The 15,243-nt window shown below is 70.9% G+C and carries 15 protein-coding genes; 8 read left to right on the forward strand and 7 right to left on the reverse strand.

Going from position 1 to position 15,243, the window contains the following annotated elements:
* Nucleotides 1-107: 107 nt before the first annotated feature.
* The 3 genes from OG917_RS17690 to OG917_RS17700 all read left to right on the forward strand — a co-directional run bounded on the left by OG917_RS17690 (nt 108) and on the right by OG917_RS17700 (nt 2,807).
* A complete protein-coding gene (locus OG917_RS17690; protein WP_328318562.1) occupies nt 108-1,535 on the forward strand; it encodes a DUF2252 domain-containing protein in 1,428 nt (475 codons plus the stop codon).
* 97 nt (nt 1,536-1,632) lie between these two features.
* A complete protein-coding gene (locus OG917_RS17695) occupies nt 1,633-2,415 on the forward strand; it encodes a hypothetical protein (protein ID WP_328321981.1) in 783 nt (260 codons plus the stop codon).
* A 47-nt stretch (nt 2,416-2,462) separates the two neighbouring features.
* Complete coding sequence (locus tag OG917_RS17700; RefSeq protein ID WP_328318563.1) at nt 2,463-2,807, forward strand: rhodanese-like domain-containing protein; 345 nt, start codon at nt 2,463-2,465, stop codon at nt 2,805-2,807.
* A gap of 192 nt (nt 2,808-2,999) precedes the next feature.
* Here the strand turns inward: OG917_RS17700 and OG917_RS17705 are convergent, their stop codons facing one another.
* The 6 genes from OG917_RS17705 to paaA form a co-directional block, all read right to left on the reverse strand.
* On the reverse strand, nt 3,000-4,265 hold the full coding sequence (locus tag OG917_RS17705; RefSeq protein WP_328318564.1) for an acyl-CoA dehydrogenase family protein: 1,266 nt from the start codon (nt 4,263-4,265) through the stop codon (nt 3,000-3,002).
* 107 nt (nt 4,266-4,372) lie between these two features.
* Complete coding sequence (locus OG917_RS17710; RefSeq protein ID WP_328318565.1) at nt 4,373-5,446, reverse strand: 2Fe-2S iron-sulfur cluster-binding protein; 1,074 nt, start codon at nt 5,444-5,446, stop codon at nt 4,373-4,375.
* Complete coding sequence (gene paaD / locus OG917_RS17715) at nt 5,447-5,932, reverse strand: 1,2-phenylacetyl-CoA epoxidase subunit PaaD (protein WP_328318566.1); 486 nt, start codon at nt 5,930-5,932, stop codon at nt 5,447-5,449.
* On the reverse strand, nt 5,926-6,627 hold the full coding sequence (gene paaC, locus OG917_RS17720; protein ID WP_328318567.1) for a 1,2-phenylacetyl-CoA epoxidase subunit PaaC: 702 nt from the start codon (nt 6,625-6,627) through the stop codon (nt 5,926-5,928). The genes paaD and paaC overlap by 7 nt, the downstream gene beginning before the upstream one ends.
* Nucleotides 6,624-6,935 carry a 1,2-phenylacetyl-CoA epoxidase subunit PaaB gene (paaB, locus tag OG917_RS17725; protein WP_328318568.1) on the reverse strand — a complete coding sequence of 104 codons (312 nt, stop codon included), beginning with the start codon at nt 6,933-6,935 and terminating at the stop codon, nt 6,624-6,626. Before paaB ends, paaC begins: the two co-directional genes overlap by 4 nt.
* The gene (gene paaA / locus OG917_RS17730; RefSeq protein ID WP_328318569.1) at nt 6,932-7,981 is read right to left on the reverse strand and encodes a 1,2-phenylacetyl-CoA epoxidase subunit PaaA; all 1,050 of its coding nucleotides are present in this window, start codon (nt 7,979-7,981) and stop codon (nt 6,932-6,934) included. Before paaA ends, paaB begins: the two co-directional genes overlap by 4 nt.
* 345 nt (nt 7,982-8,326) lie before the next feature.
* On the opposite strand from paaA, the gene OG917_RS17735 reads away from it, so the two are divergent.
* From OG917_RS17735 to OG917_RS17745, 3 genes are all read left to right on the forward strand, one after another.
* Nucleotides 8,327-8,932 carry a DUF5819 family protein gene (locus OG917_RS17735; protein WP_443058976.1) on the forward strand — a complete coding sequence of 202 codons (606 nt, stop codon included), beginning with the start codon at nt 8,327-8,329 and terminating at the stop codon, nt 8,930-8,932.
* The gene (locus OG917_RS17740) at nt 8,929-10,260 is read left to right on the forward strand and encodes an HTTM domain-containing protein (RefSeq protein WP_328318571.1); all 1,332 of its coding nucleotides are present in this window, start codon (nt 8,929-8,931) and stop codon (nt 10,258-10,260) included. Before OG917_RS17735 ends, OG917_RS17740 begins: the two co-directional genes overlap by 4 nt.
* A 143-nt stretch (nt 10,261-10,403) precedes the next feature.
* Complete coding sequence (locus tag OG917_RS17745; RefSeq protein ID WP_328321983.1) at nt 10,404-11,048, forward strand: TrmH family RNA methyltransferase; 645 nt, start codon at nt 10,404-10,406, stop codon at nt 11,046-11,048.
* A 254-nt stretch (nt 11,049-11,302) separates the two neighbouring features.
* Here the strand turns inward: OG917_RS17745 and paaN are convergent, their stop codons facing one another.
* Entirely contained in the window at nt 11,303-12,976 is a 1,674-nt protein-coding gene (gene paaN, locus OG917_RS17750; protein WP_328318572.1) for a phenylacetic acid degradation protein PaaN, read from the reverse strand.
* 122 nt (nt 12,977-13,098) lie between these two features.
* Here paaN and OG917_RS17755 point away from each other — a divergent pair, with 122 nt between their 5' ends.
* Both OG917_RS17755 and OG917_RS17760 read left to right on the forward strand, forming a co-directional pair.
* Nucleotides 13,099-14,634 carry a 3-hydroxyacyl-CoA dehydrogenase gene (locus OG917_RS17755; RefSeq protein ID WP_328318573.1) on the forward strand — a complete coding sequence of 512 codons (1,536 nt, stop codon included), beginning with the start codon at nt 13,099-13,101 and terminating at the stop codon, nt 14,632-14,634.
* Nucleotides 14,631-15,230: a TetR/AcrR family transcriptional regulator gene (locus OG917_RS17760; RefSeq protein ID WP_328318574.1), complete on the forward strand. Its 600-nt coding sequence runs from the start codon at nt 14,631-14,633 to the stop codon at nt 15,228-15,230. Before OG917_RS17755 ends, OG917_RS17760 begins: the two co-directional genes overlap by 4 nt.
* Nucleotides 15,231-15,243 lie beyond the last annotated feature (13 nt).

Here is a 15,243-nt window from a genome sequence, read left to right on the forward strand (position 1 = left end):
TCGCTGTCCACAACCGGGCAGTTGTCCACAGGCTCGAACGCGTTCCGGCCTACGGCGGTACGGTCATGGGCAGTTGATGCTGATCAAGGGTCGAGGGCGGGGACTCCATGGACGAGCAGGCACGTATTCCGGCTGTGGCGGGATTCGCACGGCGTGTGGCGGGCGGCCCGTCCGGCCCGCAGCAGTCCGCGCCGCAGCCGCGTTCGCCCAAGGACGTGGGCAAGGAGCTGCGCGCCCGCGTCCCCCGGTCCGCCCACGCCGCGCCGCCCCCGGAGGGGACACGTCCCGACGCGGTGCGGGCGGTCGAGGCGTCGAACCAGGGCAGGGTGCCCGACCTGGTGCCGATACGGGTGGGCCGGATGTCCGCCACCCCTTTCGCCTTTCTCCGCGGTGCGGCCGGGCTGATGGCCCATGACCTCGCGGGAACACCGGTCACGGGGGTGGCCGCCCAGATATGCGGAGACGCGCACGCGGCCAACTTCGGGCTGTACGGCGACGCGCGGGGGCGCCTGGTCATCGACCTGAACGATTTCGACGAGACCGAGACCGGCCCGTGGGAGTGGGATCTCAAACGGCTGGCGACCTCCCTGGTGCTGGCCGGACGACAGGCCGGAGCGGATGAGGACACCTGCCGGGCGGCGGCTTTCGACACGGTGGGGGCCTACCGGCGCACGATGCGGCTGCTGGCCAAGCTGCCGGTGCTCGAAGCGTGGAACGCGATAGCCGACGAGGAGCTGGTCTCGCATGCCGACGCGCATGACCTCGCGGGCACGCTGGAGCGCGTCTCCGAGAAGGCCCGCTCCAACACCAGCGCGCGTTTCGCCGCCAAGGCGACCGAGGAGTGCGGAGACGGCAGCCGGCGGTTCGCTGAAGCGCCCCCGGTGCTGCGGCGGGTACCGGATGGAGAGGCCGCCGCGGTGGCCGGGTCGCTGGCGGAGTATCTCGGCTCTCTGCCGCACGACCGGCTTCCGCTGCTGGCGCGGTACGCGATTCACGATGTGGCGTTCCGGGTGGTGGGCACCGGCAGTGTGGGCACTCGCTCGTATGTGGTGCTGCTGCTCGACCACCGGGGTGAGCCACTGGTGCTCCAGGTGAAGGAGGCACGGGCCTCGGCGCTGCTGCCGTATCTGCCCGCTGGATTCCCGCGCCGGCGTGCGGGACACCACGGGCGCCGGGTGGTCCTCGGGCAGCAGCGGATGCAGGTGGTGAGCGACAGCCTGCTGGGCTGGACGACGGTGGAGGGGCGGCCGTACCAGGTGCGGCAGTTCAGGAACCGCAAGGGCAGCGTGGACCCGGCGGCCCTCGCCGCCGACCAGATCGACGACTACGGGCGGATGACCGGCGCGCTGCTGGCGCGGGCCCATGCGCACAGCGCTGATCCACGGCTGATCGCCGGGTACTGCGGAAAGAACGAGGAACTGGACGACGCGGTGGCCACGTTCGCCGTGGCCTACGCGGACCGTACGGAGGCGGATCACGCGGACCTGGTGGCGGCGATCCGGCACGGCCGGATGGCAGCCGAGCAGGGAGTGTGACCGGACAGGTCCGGGGCGCCCGTAGGCTGGACGGGTGACGGAGGATGCCACCGGGGGCACGACGGCCCGGAACGACGACGACCGGAGCGGGCAGCCCATGGGCGAGCAGCGGCCGGAGGCGCGGCTGGAGAAGGCTGTGCGCGCCGCCGAGCAGGCACTGATCGAGTTCGAGATCGCGGTGGAGACCTTCCGCGTGGAGGTGGAGAACTTCTCCCGGCTGCACCACCAGAGACTCGGCCCGATGTACGCACGCCTCGACGAGCTCGACGCGCAGCTCGCCGAGGCCAGGGCCGCGCGCAGCGGTGACCCGGAGGACCTGGCCAAGGCCCAGGAGGCGCGGGCGATGGTGATGCCCATGCCCGGCGTCGATGAGCTGTTCCACGACTGGATCGACTCCGAGGGACTCCCGCCGGAGGCGCAGGCGATGCTGAACGAGCAGCCGGTGCAGCCACCGAAGCGGGTACGCCCCAGCGAGGAGGCGCGCAAGCTCTACCGCGAGCTGGTCCGGGAGGCTCACCCCGACCTGGCGCAGGACGACGCGGAACGGGACCGGCGCGACGAGTTCATCACGCGCGTCAACGCCGCGTATGCGCGCGGGGACGAGACGGCGCTGCGTGAGCTGGGCGCTGAGTGGGCCGCAGGTCCTGTCCAGAAAGCCGCCGAGCCCAGCGAGAGCGACGAGCTCTACGCCAGGCTGGAGTGGCTCTCCCAGCGCAAGGAGTTGCTGTCGCTGGTCGCACGGGAACTGGAGGACAGCGCGATCGGCGCGATGCTGCGCATGGCGCCCGACGACCCCGACCGGTTGCTGGAGGAGATCGCCGAGCAGTTGCTCGCTCAGGTCTCCGAGCGCGAGGCCGAGCTGGCGGAGATGGTGCAGTAGCGTTCCGGGTGACCGCTGCCGCGTCTGTACGAGAGAAGGCATGATCCATGAATTTCGCCCCGCTGCCCCAGGTGGATATCGCGGCGGTACCGGCCGACGGTCTGCTGCTCGATGTCCGGGAGGACAACGAGTGGGCGGCCGGACACGCCGAGGGGGCGCTGCACATCCCGATGAGCGAGTTCGTGGCGCGCTTCGGTGAGGTGACCGAGGCTGTGGCCGGGGGCGGCAGGGCATTTGTGATCTGCCGGGTCGGCGGCCGTTCCGCCCAGGTCACCCAGTACCTGGTGCAGCAGGGCATCGACGCGGTGAACGTCGACGGCGGGATGCTCGCCTGGGAGAGCGCCGGACGCCCGATGGCGACGGATGGCGGAGGCCCGGCGCACGTCCTCTGACGGACGAGCCGCCCCCTGAGTCCCTGCCCCCGCCCCCGCCCCCGCCCCCCCGCCTGCGGTGCGGGGGGCGGCAGGAGCGTCGGATGGGCAGGGCGGCGGGAGCGCGGCTCGGCCCAGCGGGTTCTGCCCAGTGAATTCAGCTCAGTGGGTACCGCCCAGCGGGTTCAGCTCAGCGGGTTCAGCTCAGTGGGTTCAGCCCAGCGGGTGGCTTGCGAGCAGGTCGCCGAGTGCTTCCTCGTGGGCTGCGGCCGGGCCGAGTGAGAGCTCCAGCTGCTTGGCCCAGGCGTGGTAGCGGTGCAGCGGATAGTCCGTGTCCGCCCCGAAGCCGCCGTGCAGATGCTGGGCGGTCTGGACGACACGGCGTACGCCCTCGGAGGCCCAGATTTTGGCCACGGCGATGTCTCCGGCCACAGGCAGCGGGCCGCCCGCGCCGGTGGAGAGCCGCCAGGCCGCTTGCCAGAGGGTCACCTCCATGGCGCGGAGGTCGATGTAGCGGTCGGCGGCCTGGACGGCGACCGACTGGAAGGTGGCGACCGGGAAGCCGAACTGTTCCCGTTTGCTCGTATAGGCGCTGGTCATGGTCAGCACAGCCTCGCCAAGCCCCAGTGCGAGCGCGCAGGTCCCGGTGGTCAGCAGACCACGCAGCGACTCCCAGGCGCCGTCTGCCTCGATGACGTCCTGCTCCGCGAGGCGGACCGAGTCCAGCCGCACTTCCGCGAAGCGCTCGCCGCTGGTGGAGGTCTGCTCGGCCAGCGTGATACCAGGGGTTTCGACTGCTGCGATCGCTTCGATCGCCGTGGCGGGTACGGAGGGGGCACCGCCCGCAGAAGTGCCGCCTGCCGCAGCGTCCCCGGTGTTGCCCCCGCCTTCGCTGTTCCCGGCTCCGCCGGTCGCGCGCCGCTCGCGGGGGACGAGGGCGAGTACGCAGTCTCCCCCGGGCGTGTGAGCCGGTACCGCGATCCGGTCCGCGGTCTGCGCCCAGGGGACGCCCGTCTGCACCCCGTCCAGGACCCAACCGTCGCCGTCCCGCCGTGCGGTGACGGCACGTTCGGCAGGGTCGTGCCCGGTGCGGCCGTTTGCTCCGACGGTGAGGACCAGCTCGCCCCGGACCACCGCAGGCAGAAGCGCACGGCTCAGCTCCGCACCGGCGTAACGCTGCACAACCATCGCGACCGCGCTGTTCTCCAGCAGCGGCACCCGGGCCAGCACCCGGGCGGACTCGCGCAGGACGAGACAGAGAGCAATGGGGCCGAGTCCTGCGCCACCGTGCGCGGGCGCCACGACCAGGCCCAGCAGATCCGTCTCCGCCAGCTTCTTCCACAGATCCCGGTCGAAGTCCTCGGCCACCGCGCCCGCAGTGAGCGCAGGGCTGGGGACTCCGTCGGGCGTGACGCCCGAGAAGACTGCCTTTGCCGCCTCTACGGCCGCCTGCTGCTCCTCGGTGAAGGTGAAGTCCACAGCCTGTCCTCCTGTGCCGGCCTGCCGCGCATTTCTGATGCGGCGTCAGATTAGGGCAAGGGGCCGCGATGCGGAACACCGGCGACGCAGGGATCGCGGGATCGCTGTCAGCGGTCGAAATCCAGCTCCACTTCCGGCGTCAGCGGGTGGGACTGGCAGGCCAGCACATACCCCGCTTCTGTCTCCTCCGGCTCCAGTGCGTAGTTGCGGTCCATCCGCACCTCACCCGAGACCAGGAACGCCCTGCATGTACCGCACACGCCGCCCTTGCAGGCATACGGGGCGTCGGAACGGCTCCGCAGGACCGTTTCGAGGAGCGAATCCCCTTCCTGCACAGGCCACTTGCCCGAGCGGCCGTCCAGGGTGGCGGTCAGTGTGCTGTGGGCCGGAACGGGCGCCGCCGCCGCGACGGCGGTTGCCGCGCCGGTGGCGGGCGTCCCGTCGTCGACATGGAAGATCTCCTGATGGATACGGCCCCTGGCCACTCCGAGCTCGCGCAGCGCACCCTCCGCGCCCTGCACCAGACCGAACGGTCCGCACAGGAACCAGCCGTCCACGTCCGCGACCGGCAGGAGCGCGGGCAGGAGCCCGGTCAGTCGCTGCTGGTCGAGCCGGCCCGAGGGCAGGCCGGACTGCTGCTCCTCCCGGGAGAGCGCGGTCACCAGCTGGAAGCGGTCCGGCCAGCGGTCCTTGAGGTCGGCGACCTCGTCGAGGAACATCGTGGAGGCCGCGGTGCGGTCGCTGCGTATCAGACAGAACCGCGCCTCCGGTTCGCGGGCCAGCAGCGTCGCAGCGATGGAAAGCACCGGTGTGATCCCGCTGCCGCCCACGATCGCCGCGAACCGGCCCGGGCGTGGCTCGAAAGCGAACCGGCCCATCGGCTCCATGACCTCGACGATGTCCCCGGCGCCCAGCTCCTTGAGCGCGTAGGTGGAGAACTCCCCGCCCTCCACCAGCCGCACCCCCACCCGCACGACCGGTTCCTCGGGAGTACGGGCTGCCGGGGTGCAGATCGAGTACGTACGGCGGATCTCCGCACCGCCCACGATGCGGCGCAGGGCCACGTGCTGGCCGGGGGTGTGCCGGAACGTCTCCCGCAGCTCCGCGGGGATGGCGAAGGTGATGGCCACGGAGTCGTCTGTGAGCTGTTCGACCGCGCTGACCCGGAGCGGATGGAACATCTACAACTCCTTGAAGTGGTCGAAGGGTTCATGGCAGGAGGCGCAGCGGCGCAGCGCCTTGCAGGCAGTCGAGGAGAACCGGCTCAGCAACTCGGTGTCGGTCGAACCGCAGTGGGGGCACCGAATGGCCAGGGTCAGAGCCACGGGGCCGCTCGGGCGCGGGGGCGCGATCCCGAACTCCGCCAGCTTGCGCCGGCCCTCCGCGCTGATGTCGTCCGTCGACCAGGCCGGTGAGAGCACTGTGCGGACCGAGACATCCGGTATTCCGTGTGCGTGGAGGGTCCGCTCGATGTCCGAGGACATCGCCTCGATGGCAGGGCAGCCTGTGTAAGTGGGTGTGAGCTCGACCGCGACCCGGCCGGGACCAAGGACCTCCACGCCCCGCAGCACGCCCAGCTCCTCCAGCGTCACCACCGGCAGTTCGGGGTCGGGGACCGCGCCGGCGAGCTTGCGCAGTTCCGCTTCGAGCGGTGTCGTGGTCACCATGTCGCCCCCGGGTGGCTGCGGTGCAGATGCTGCATCTCGGCGAGCATCCGCCCGAACGGTTCGGTGTGCAGCCCCTGCCGGCCCGCACCCGCGGACCAGGCTCCGGACCGGGCCCCGGCAGGCACGGACAGCGTGGCCCGCTTCAGCTGCGCCGTCACCGACTGGGACCAGCTGTCCTCCAGCGCGTCCCAGTCCAGATCCACCCCTTCGACCGGCTGGAACATCTCGCCGGTGAACCGCCACAGCGTGTCCAGCCCCCGCTGCATCCGCTGATGGCTCTCGGCTGTCCCGTCGCCCAGCCGCAGCGTCCACTGCTCGGCGTGTTCCTGGTGGTAGGCGACCTCTTTGACCGCCTTCGCCGAGAGCGGCGCGAGCGGCCCGCTCCCGGTGGCCAGCCGGTCGTACAGCAGATGCTGGTAGGTGGAGAAGAAGAGCTGGCGGGCGATGGTGTGCGCGAAGTCGCCGTTCTCCTGCTCGACCAGCTGGACGTTACGGAAGGCGCGCTCTTCCCGGAGGAAGGCCAGCTCGTCCTCGTCCCCCTCCAGGGAGAGCAGAACGCGCGCCTGTCCCAGCAGGTCGAGGGCGATGTTGGCGAGGGCCACCTCCTCCTCCAGGACCGGTGCGTGGCCCGCCCACTCGCCGAGCCGGTGCGAGAGGACCAGTGCGTCGTCGCCGAGGGCGAGAGCCGCGGTCACAGGTGCTGCACCCCTTCCGGGATCTCGTAGAACGTGGGGTGCCGGTAGGGCTTGTCGCCGGCCGGTTCGAAGAACGAGTCCTTCTCGTCGGGCGAGGAGGCGGTCACCGCGGCGGAGGGAACCACCCAGATCGAGACGCCCTCGCTCCGGCGGGTGTAGAGGTCGCGGGCGTGGCGCAGGGCCATCTCCGCGTCCGGCGCGTGCAGGCTGCCGGAGTGCGTGTGGGCCAGTCCGCGGCGTGAGCGTACGAACACCTCCCACAGCGGCCAGTCCCCGCCGACCGGGCTGTTCTCGGATGTGGCGGTCATGCGCGCGCCTTCCCTTGCTCTGCTGTTGCGGCGCTCTTGGCCGCACCCGCTGTCTTCGCGGCGTAGGCGGTCGCCGCCTCCCTGACCCAGGCGCCTTCCTCGTGGGCCCGGCGGCGCTGGGTGATCCGCTGTTCGTTGCAGGGGCCGTTCCCCTTGAGGATTTCCTTGAACTCGGTCCAGTCGATGCTGCCGAAATCGTGTCGGCCCCGCTCTTCGTTCCACCGCAGACCGGGGTCGGGAAGCGTCAGTCCCAAGGCCTCGGCCTGGGGGACGCAGATGTCCACGAAGCGCTGGCGCAGTTCGTCGTTCGAGTGCCGCTTGATCTTCCAGGCCATGGACTGCGCGGAGTGCGCGGACTCGTCGTCCGGCGGGCCGAACATCATCAGCGACGGCCACCACCAGCGGTCCACGGCGTCCTGGGCCATCGCGTGCTGCTCGGGTGTGCCGCGGCTGAGGGTCAGCAGCAGCTCGAAGCCCTGGCGCTGGTGGAAGGACTCCTCCTTGCAGACACGGATCATGGCGCGGGCGTACGGGCCGTAGGAGCAGCGGCAGAGCGGCACCTGGTTGGTGATCGCGGCGCCGTCCACCAGCCAGCCGACCGCCCCCACATCGGCCCAGGTCAGCGTGGGGTAGTTGAAGATCGACGAGTATTTCTGGCGCCCCGCGTGCAGCTTGTCCAGCAGCTCCTCGCGGCTCGTGCCGAGCGTCTCGGCCGCGCTGTACAGATACAGGCCGTGCCCTGCCTCGTCCTGGACCTTCGCCATCAGGATCGCCTTGCGGCGCAGGGACGGGGCACGGCTGATCCAGTTGGCCTCGGGCTGCATCCCGATGATTTCGGAGTGGGCGTGCTGGGCCATCTGGCGGACGAGGGAGGCGCGGTACTCGTCCGGCATCCAGTCCCGGGGCTCGATGCGCTCGTCCGCGGCCACCGCGGCGTCGAAGGCGGCCTGCCTCGCCGGCGCGGACTCGGCCCCGGCGCTCGCCGAGGGGCCCGAGGCCGCCTGAGGCCGTGCCGCCCCGTCCGTCCCGTACGCCACTGTCGCCATCGCGTGCCCCCTACCGACCGATCGTTCGGTTCATGGACTTCAATGGTGGGGCGACGGCCCTTAGGGTGTCAACCCTGTGGATAACTGGCCTGAGGACCGGCGGGCTTCAAAGGGGATCGGGGCGGGATGGATTCGTACGACAGCGGGGAACCCGGAACGGGCGGGCCAGGGGCCCTGCCTCCGCCACGACGACCCGCGGAGACTCCCGGCTCCCATGCGCCTCACGGGACAGCCGGCCCGCACACGGCCCCCGGGCGCCACGAATTCCCCGCGCCGCACGGCGCCCCCGGGTCCCGTGGGCCGGCAGCGTCCCGCGGGATCGTCGCGCTGTCCTTTCCGTACCAGGTGGCGGCGGCGATCGCGCTCGGCCTGATCGGGGTCCTGACCGCTGTCCACCTCGCGATGGTCTTTCTGCATGTCGCGCCCTCGAACACCGTGAGCAAGCAGTACGGCAAGGAGGTGGACGACTGGATCTACCCCGAGTTCGAGCAGAACTGGAAGCTCTTCGCCCCCAACCCGCTCCAGCAGAACGTCGACGTGCAGGCGCGCGCCGCGATACGGGCGAAGGACGGCGGGCTCACCACCACAGGCTGGACCGACCTGTCGGCGCAGGACGGCGCGTCCCTGCGCCACAACGTCCTCCCGAGCCATGTCGACCAGAACGAGCTCCGGCGTGCGTGGGACTTCTTCACCGGCTCGCACAACAATGACAACCAGCCGGTCGGGGTGCGCGGCTACCTCTCCGAGCGGTACATCCGCCGCATCGTCGTCATGCGGATGAGCGGCGGGCAGCCGAGCGGCGCCACGGTGGAGCGCATACAGGTCCGCTCGGCGACGGCTTCCGTGAAGGCGCCCCCGTGGAGCCGGGAGAAGATCGACACACGGGTCTCCTACCGGGTTCTGCCCTGGTGGGCGGTGGTCCCCGCGGACCGTACGGAGGCCGGCCGATGAGCTCGGCGAGCGCGAACATCAGCAGGGCCGTCGCGCGCGGCGTCCAGCGCATCACCGAAACCCCCATGGGCCGTTACCAGGCTGCCGTGGTCAGGATCGGGTTCTCCGCCACCTGGCTGCTCTTCCTCCTGCGGGAGCTGCCGCACCGCCGTGAGCTGTACGGCCCGCACTCCCCCTGGGACTGGGGCATGGCGAAGCAGCTCATCGACGGCAACCACGCGTTCTCCGTGCTGATGTGGTCGGACTCGGCGGCGTGGTTCGAGGCCGTCTACGCCCTCGCCGTGCTCTCCAGCGTGCTGCTGCTGCTCGGCTGGCACACCCGCTTCGCCTCGGCGCTCTTCATGATCGGTGTGCTGTCACTGCAGAACCGGTCCATCTTCGTGGGCGACGGCGGTGACAACGTCGTCCACATCATGGCGATCTACCTGATGGCGACCCGGTGTTCCCAGGTCTGGTCGCTGGATGCGCGCCGAGCGGCTCGCGCCGCGAAGGCCGCCGGCCCGGGCAGCCGGCCCGTTCCCGGCGCCTCGGACTCAGGTGCCCCGGGCGCCGGTGCTCCAGGTGCCTCGGGCTCTGATCCCGCAGGTGCTTCCGGCCACTCCGGCGACGTGCCCCGGGCGGAGAACAACCCCGACCGGGTCGGGCCCCTGCTGTGGTCCGTCCTCGGGGTCGCACTGGCCGCCATCACCCTGTTCGGGAGGATGAGCGGCGGCTGGGAACTGATCTTCTGGGCTCTGTGGCTGGTCCAGGGGCTGTGGTGGGTGGTGAGCCGCGTCGCGCCGGGCGAGCCCCGCACCTTCCTCGACGTGGTCGCCAACCTCGTGCACCACGCCGGACTCGTCGTGATCATGGCCGAGGTCTGCCTGATCTACTCGACGGCCGGCTGGTACAAGATCCAGGGTTCCCGCTGGGAGGACGGCACGGCCCTCTACTACCCGCTCAACCTGCACTACTTCTCGCCCTGGCCCGGGCTGTCCTCGCTGCTCGCGACCAGCGGCGTGGTGGTGATGCTGCTGACCTACGGCACCGTCATCGTCCAGGTCGCCTTCCCCTTCACCCTCTTCAACCGACGCGTCAAGAACGTGCTGCTGGTCGCGATGATCCTGGAGCACGCCGGAATCGCTGTACTGCTGGGGCTGCCGTTCTTCTCGATGGCGATGATCGCGGCCGACGCGGTCTTCCTGCCGACCGGCTTCCTTCTCTGGCTGGGCGGCCGGGCAGCGATGCTGACCGCCCGCGCCCGGGCGGGAGCGCGGGCCGGTTCGGCGGTCGGGCGGCGTACGGCCGAGGGGGAGCAGGGCGAGCAGCCCCGTACGCTCGTGGGGTGACCAGCGAGCCCTCCCCCGGAACACCCGTAGAGCCCGAAGCCCCCCAGGCGGCTGGCGCTCCTGACGCACCCGACGTGGCGGTGGAGCGCGAAGAGCCGGGGGCACCCGACCGGCTCGCGGTACCGGCTGCGCACCCGCAGCCGGTGCACACCGGCGAGCCGGAGCAGTACGACGACGGCTTCGTGACCGAGATCGGTGTCGGGCCGCATCCGCTGCCGTGGCCGGAGGGTGCCCGGTTCGACCGCGAACTGCTCGCCGCCGGGGACCGGCGCAATGTGGTCGACGGCTACCGGTACTGGACGCGCGAGGCGATCGTCGCCGACCTGGACACCAGGCGCCACGACTTCCATGTCGCCGTCGAGAACTGGGGCCACGACTTCAATATCGGGTCCGTCGTCCGTACCGCCAACGCCTTCCTGGCCAAGGAGATCCACATTGTCGGGCGGCGGCGCTGGAACCGCCGTGGGGCGATGGTGACCGACCGGTACCAGCACGTGCGTCACCACCCGGACACGGAGTCGCTCACCGCGTGGGCCGCGGCCGAGGGCCTGCCGATCATCGGGATCGACAATCTGCCGGGGTCTGTGCCGCTGGAGCGGACCGAGTTGCCACGGCGGTGTGTGCTGCTGTTCGGGCAGGAGGGCCCGGGGCTGACGGAAGAGGCACGGAACCACGCGCAGCAGGTGTGCTCGATCGCGCAGTTCGGCTCGACGCGGTCGATCAATGCCGGCGCCGCCGCCGCGATCGCCATGCACGCCTGGGTGCAGCGGTACGCCCGGATCGACTGAGCAGGCCACCCTGCCAGCAGGCAGCAGGCAGCAGGCAGCAGGCAGCAGGCAGGCGGACGGACGGGTGGCCGACCCGCACCGGCACCGGGACGGCCGAGCGACCCGCTCAGGCCGCTGCCGCCCGCCCCGTGCGCTTTGTACGCCAGGCGCGCCCGCCCCCGCTCCGGGCGCAACCCCGCAGTACCCGGGCCTCCTGCCGGAGAGCCGGGCCGCGGTACGTGCCCGGCTGTCGGGCCGGGGCGGGCGGTGGCGGCTCAGGCCTGGCGGCGGACCTCCACCATCCGGAACCTGTTGGCCACGAACGCCCCGTCGCACAGCGCCGCGTTCGCCGCCGGGTTTCCGCCCGAGCCGTGGAAGTCGGAGAAGGCTGCCGTCTGGTTGACGTAAACGCCGCCCGTCAGATTCAGCGAGAGCTGCGCGCACTCCTCCAGGCAGACCTCCTCCACGGCCCGCTCGACCTCCGTCGACGTGGTGTAGGCGCCCACGGTCATCGCTCCCTTGTCGCGGATCGTGCGGCGGAGCAGATCGAGTGCGGACCGGGTCGATTCGACGGCCACCGCGAAGGAGACAGGCCCAAAGCACTCGGAGAGGTAGGCCGCGTCGGCGTCCGCCGCGTCCCAGTGCTTTCGCGCGCCGTCCAGCTTGACGATCGCGGGCGTCCGGACCACGGCGTCCGGGAAGTCGGGGTGGGTGATCTCCCGGGAGGCGAGAGCCACTTCGCCGAGACCGGCGGCAGCTTCGAGACGCGACCGTACATCGGGGTTGACCAGCGCGCCCAGCAACGCGTTCGCCCGGGCGTCGTCGCCGAGGAGCCCCGACACCGCTTCGCCCAGGTCGGTGACCACCTCGTCGTAGGTCCTGTGTCCCGCGTCGGTGGTGATGCCGTCGGCCGGGATCAGCAGATTCTGCGGGGTGGTGCACATCTGGCCGCTGTACAGCGAGAGCGAGAAGGCCAGATTGGCGAGCATGCCCTTGTAGTTGTCCGTGGAGTCGACGACGACCGTGTTGACCCCGGCCTTCTCCGTGTAGACCTGTGCCTGGCGGGCGTTGGCCTCCAGCCAGTCGCCGAAGGCGGTCGAGCCGGTGTAGTCGATGATCCTGATCTCCGGCCGGACGGCCAGGGACTTGGCGATCCCCTCGCCGGGCCGCTCGGCGGCCAGCGCGACCAGATTCGCGTCGAACCCTGCCTCGGCGAGGACGTCGCGCGCGACCTGCACCGTGAGGGCGAGTGGCAGTACCGCCCGGGGGTGCGGCTTCACCAGCACCGGGTTTCCGGTGGCCAGCGAGGCGAACAGGCCCGGGTAGCCGTTCCACGTGGGGAACGTGTTGCAGCCGATCAGCAAGGAGACGCCGCGGCCGACCGCGGTGAAGGACTTCCGCAGCTCCAGGGGGTCCCGCTTGCCCTGGGGCTTGGACCAGTCCGCGGACGACGGCGTCCTGACCTGCTCGGCATAGGCGTAGGCAACGGCCTCAAGACCGCGGTCCTGGGCGTGCGGGCCGCCCGCCTGGAACGCCATCATGAACGCCTGGCCGCTGGTGTGCATGACCGCGTGGGCGAACTCGGGTGTACGCGCGCTGATCCGCGCGAGGATCTCCAGGCAGACCATGGCCCTGGCCTCGGGGCCCGCCGCCCGCCACGCAGCCGTCCCCGCGCTCATCGCGGGCAGCAGGACATCCAGGTCGGGGTGGGGGTAGGTGATGCCCAACTCGACTCCGTACGGCGATACTTCGCCGCCCGTCCAGTCGTCGGTTCCTGGCTGGCCCGGATCGATGCGACCGCCCAGCAGGGCGTCGAAAGCCGCTTTGCCGTCGCCGCTGTACGCCTTGGGGTGCTCGGGGTGGGGCGTCCAGTACGCACGCGTACGGATCGCTTCGAGGGCCTGGTCGAGCGTGGGCCGATGGGTCTGGGTCAGCTCGGTCAGCTGCATCGCGGGACAACTCCTCGTCGAGCTGCGCAGGACAGGTGGACAGAGTTAGAGTAACCGAACGATCGGTCGGGACAAGGGGGTCCGCTCAGACTGTGGATAACTCCGTACGGGAAGATCGCCCCATGACCGCCACCGCACACCTGCCCGCCCTGGCGCCGAGCCGCACCGTCGCAGTCGTCGGCACCGGCACCATGGGCCAGGGCATAGCCCAGGTCGCCCTGGTCGCCGGACACCCGGTGCGCCTCTACGACGCGCTGCCGGGCCGCGCGGAGAAGGCCGCCGAAGCCATCACCGCCCGTCTGGACCGGCTGGTCGAGAAGGGGCGCATGGAGGCACCGCAGCGGGACGCGGCCCGTGACAGGCTGCTGCCCGCCGCCGATCCGTCGGAGCTCGCCGACGCCGCGCTCGTGATCGAGGCGATCCTCGAACAACTCCCCGCCAAACAGGAACTCTTCACCACTCTTGAGGAGATCGTCGCCGAGGACTGCCTGCTCGCGACCAACACCTCATCCCTCTCCGTGACCGCCATCGCAGGCGCGCTCAGGCACCCCGGCCGTTTCGTCGGAATGCACTTCTTCAACCCGGCGCCGCTGCTCCCGCTCGTCGAGATCGTCAGCGGTTTCGCGACCGGCGATTCGAGCGCCGCGCGCGCGTCGGCGACGGTGAAGGCCTGGGGCAAGACCCCGGTCCGCTGCACCGACACCCCCGGCTTCATCGTCAACCGCATCGCCCGCCCCTTCTACGCCGAGGCCTTCGCGGTCCACGAGGAGCGGGGCGCCGACCCGGCCACCATCGACGCGGTGCTCCGGGAGTCGGGCGGCTTCCGGATGGGCCCCTTCGAGCTGACCGACCTGATCGGCCAGGACGTCAACGAGGCGGTCACCCGGTCGGTCTGGGAGTCGTTCTTCCAGGACCCCAAATTCCGCCCTTCGCTGGCCCAGCAGCGGCTCGTCGAGTCGGGGCGGCTGGGCAGGAAGAGCGGACACGGCTGGTACGGGTACGGGGAGGACGACGTACGGCCCGAGCCGCACACCGCGCCGGCCACGGAAGCTCCGTCCGGCATCACGGTGGAGGGCGATCTCGGGCCCGCTGCGGAGCTGGTCGCGATGGCCCGGGAGGCGGGGATCGCGGTGCGCGAGGACGAGGAGGACGGGGGTTGCCGGATCGTGCTGCCCAGCGGCGGCCAGCTGGTCCTCGCCGACGGACAGACATCCGCCGAGTTCCGCGATGTCGTCTACTTCGACCTCGCTCTCGATTACCGGTCCGCCACTCGCATCGCACTGTCGGCGTCCGAGGTCACCGGGTGGGAGACGCTGCGGCAGTCGATCGGACTCTTCCAGCGCCTCGGCAAGAAGGTCAGCGTCATCGGGGACGTCCCCGGCATGATCGTCGCCCGGACCGTCGCGATGATGGTGGACCTCGCGGCGGACGCCCTCGCCAAGGGTGTCGCCTCCGCGCAGGACATCGACACGGCGATGCGGCTCGGCGTGAACTACCCGCTGGGGCCGGTCGAATGGGGCCGCAAGCTGGGCCGGGCCTGGGCGCACGAACTGCTCGACGAGCTCCACGCTCGCGTGCCCGGCGGGCGCTATGCGCCGTCGCTGGCGCTGTACCGGCAGTCGTACGTCCATCCGGAGAAGGGCGGGACGGTCCGATGACCACTCCCAAGCGGGACACGTACACACCGGAGACCCTGCTGACGGTCGCCGTGCGGGTCTTCAACGACCGCGGTTACGACGGCACGTCCATGGAGCACCTCTCCAGGGCCGCGGGCATCTCCAAGTCCTCGATCTACCACCACGTCGCGGGCAAGGAGGAGCTGTTGCGGCGCGCCGTCAGCCGTGCCATCGACGGGCTCTTCGGGATCCTGGACGAGCCGGGGGCGGTGCGGGGGCGCGCGATCCAGCAGGTCGAGTACGTCACGCGCCGTACGGTCGATGTGCTCATGGCGGAACTCCCTTATGTGACGCTCCTGCTGAGGGTGCGCGGCAACACGAAGACCGAGCGCTGGGCGATGGAGCGGCGCCGGGAGTTCGACCAGCGGGTCGCCGAGCTGCTGAAGGCGGCGGTGTCCGAAGGAGACCTCCGCTCGGACGTGGACATCCGGCTGGCCACCCGGCTGCTGTTCGGGATGATCAACTCGCTCGTCGAGTGGGTCCGCCCGGCACAGGGCGCCGGTCCGGACGCGGACCAGCTGGCCGAGACCGTCGTGCAGCTGGCATTCGAAGGGCTGCGTACGGCCCCGGCCCGCTGACCGGCCTCCACAC

The organism is Streptomyces sp. NBC_00388 (assembly GCF_036061255.1).
GTDB lineage: Bacteria > Actinomycetota > Actinomycetes > Streptomycetales > Streptomycetaceae > Streptomyces.

What these genes read in the sequence shown, in the direction of transcription:
- OG917_RS17690 (WP_328318562.1), top strand. Translation starts at nt 108, where the DNA reads ATGGACGAGCAGGCACGTATTCCGGCTGTGGCGGGATTCGCACGGCGT.
- OG917_RS17695 (WP_328321981.1), top strand. Translation starts at nt 1,633, where the DNA reads ATGGGCGAGCAGCGGCCGGAGGCGCGGCTGGAGAAGGCTGTGCGCGCC.
- OG917_RS17700 (WP_328318563.1), top strand. Translation starts at nt 2,463, where the DNA reads ATGAATTTCGCCCCGCTGCCCCAGGTGGATATCGCGGCGGTACCGGCC.
- OG917_RS17710 (WP_328318565.1), bottom strand. Translation starts at nt 5,446, where the DNA reads ATGTTCCATCCGCTCCGGGTCAGCGCGGTCGAACAGCTCACAGACGAC.
- paaD (WP_328318566.1), bottom strand. Translation starts at nt 5,932, where the DNA reads ATGGTGACCACGACACCGCTCGAAGCGGAACTGCGCAAGCTCGCCGGC.
- paaB (WP_328318568.1), bottom strand. Translation starts at nt 6,935, where the DNA reads ATGACCGCCACATCCGAGAACAGCCCGGTCGGCGGGGACTGGCCGCTG.
- paaA (WP_328318569.1), bottom strand. Translation starts at nt 7,981, where the DNA reads ATGGCGACAGTGGCGTACGGGACGGACGGGGCGGCACGGCCTCAGGCG.
- OG917_RS17740 (WP_328318571.1), top strand. Translation starts at nt 8,929, where the DNA reads ATGAGCTCGGCGAGCGCGAACATCAGCAGGGCCGTCGCGCGCGGCGTC.
- paaN (WP_328318572.1), bottom strand. Translation starts at nt 12,976, where the DNA reads ATGCAGCTGACCGAGCTGACCCAGACCCATCGGCCCACGCTCGACCAG.
- OG917_RS17755 (WP_328318573.1), top strand. Translation starts at nt 13,099, where the DNA reads ATGACCGCCACCGCACACCTGCCCGCCCTGGCGCCGAGCCGCACCGTC.
- OG917_RS17760 (WP_328318574.1), top strand. Translation starts at nt 14,631, where the DNA reads ATGACCACTCCCAAGCGGGACACGTACACACCGGAGACCCTGCTGACG.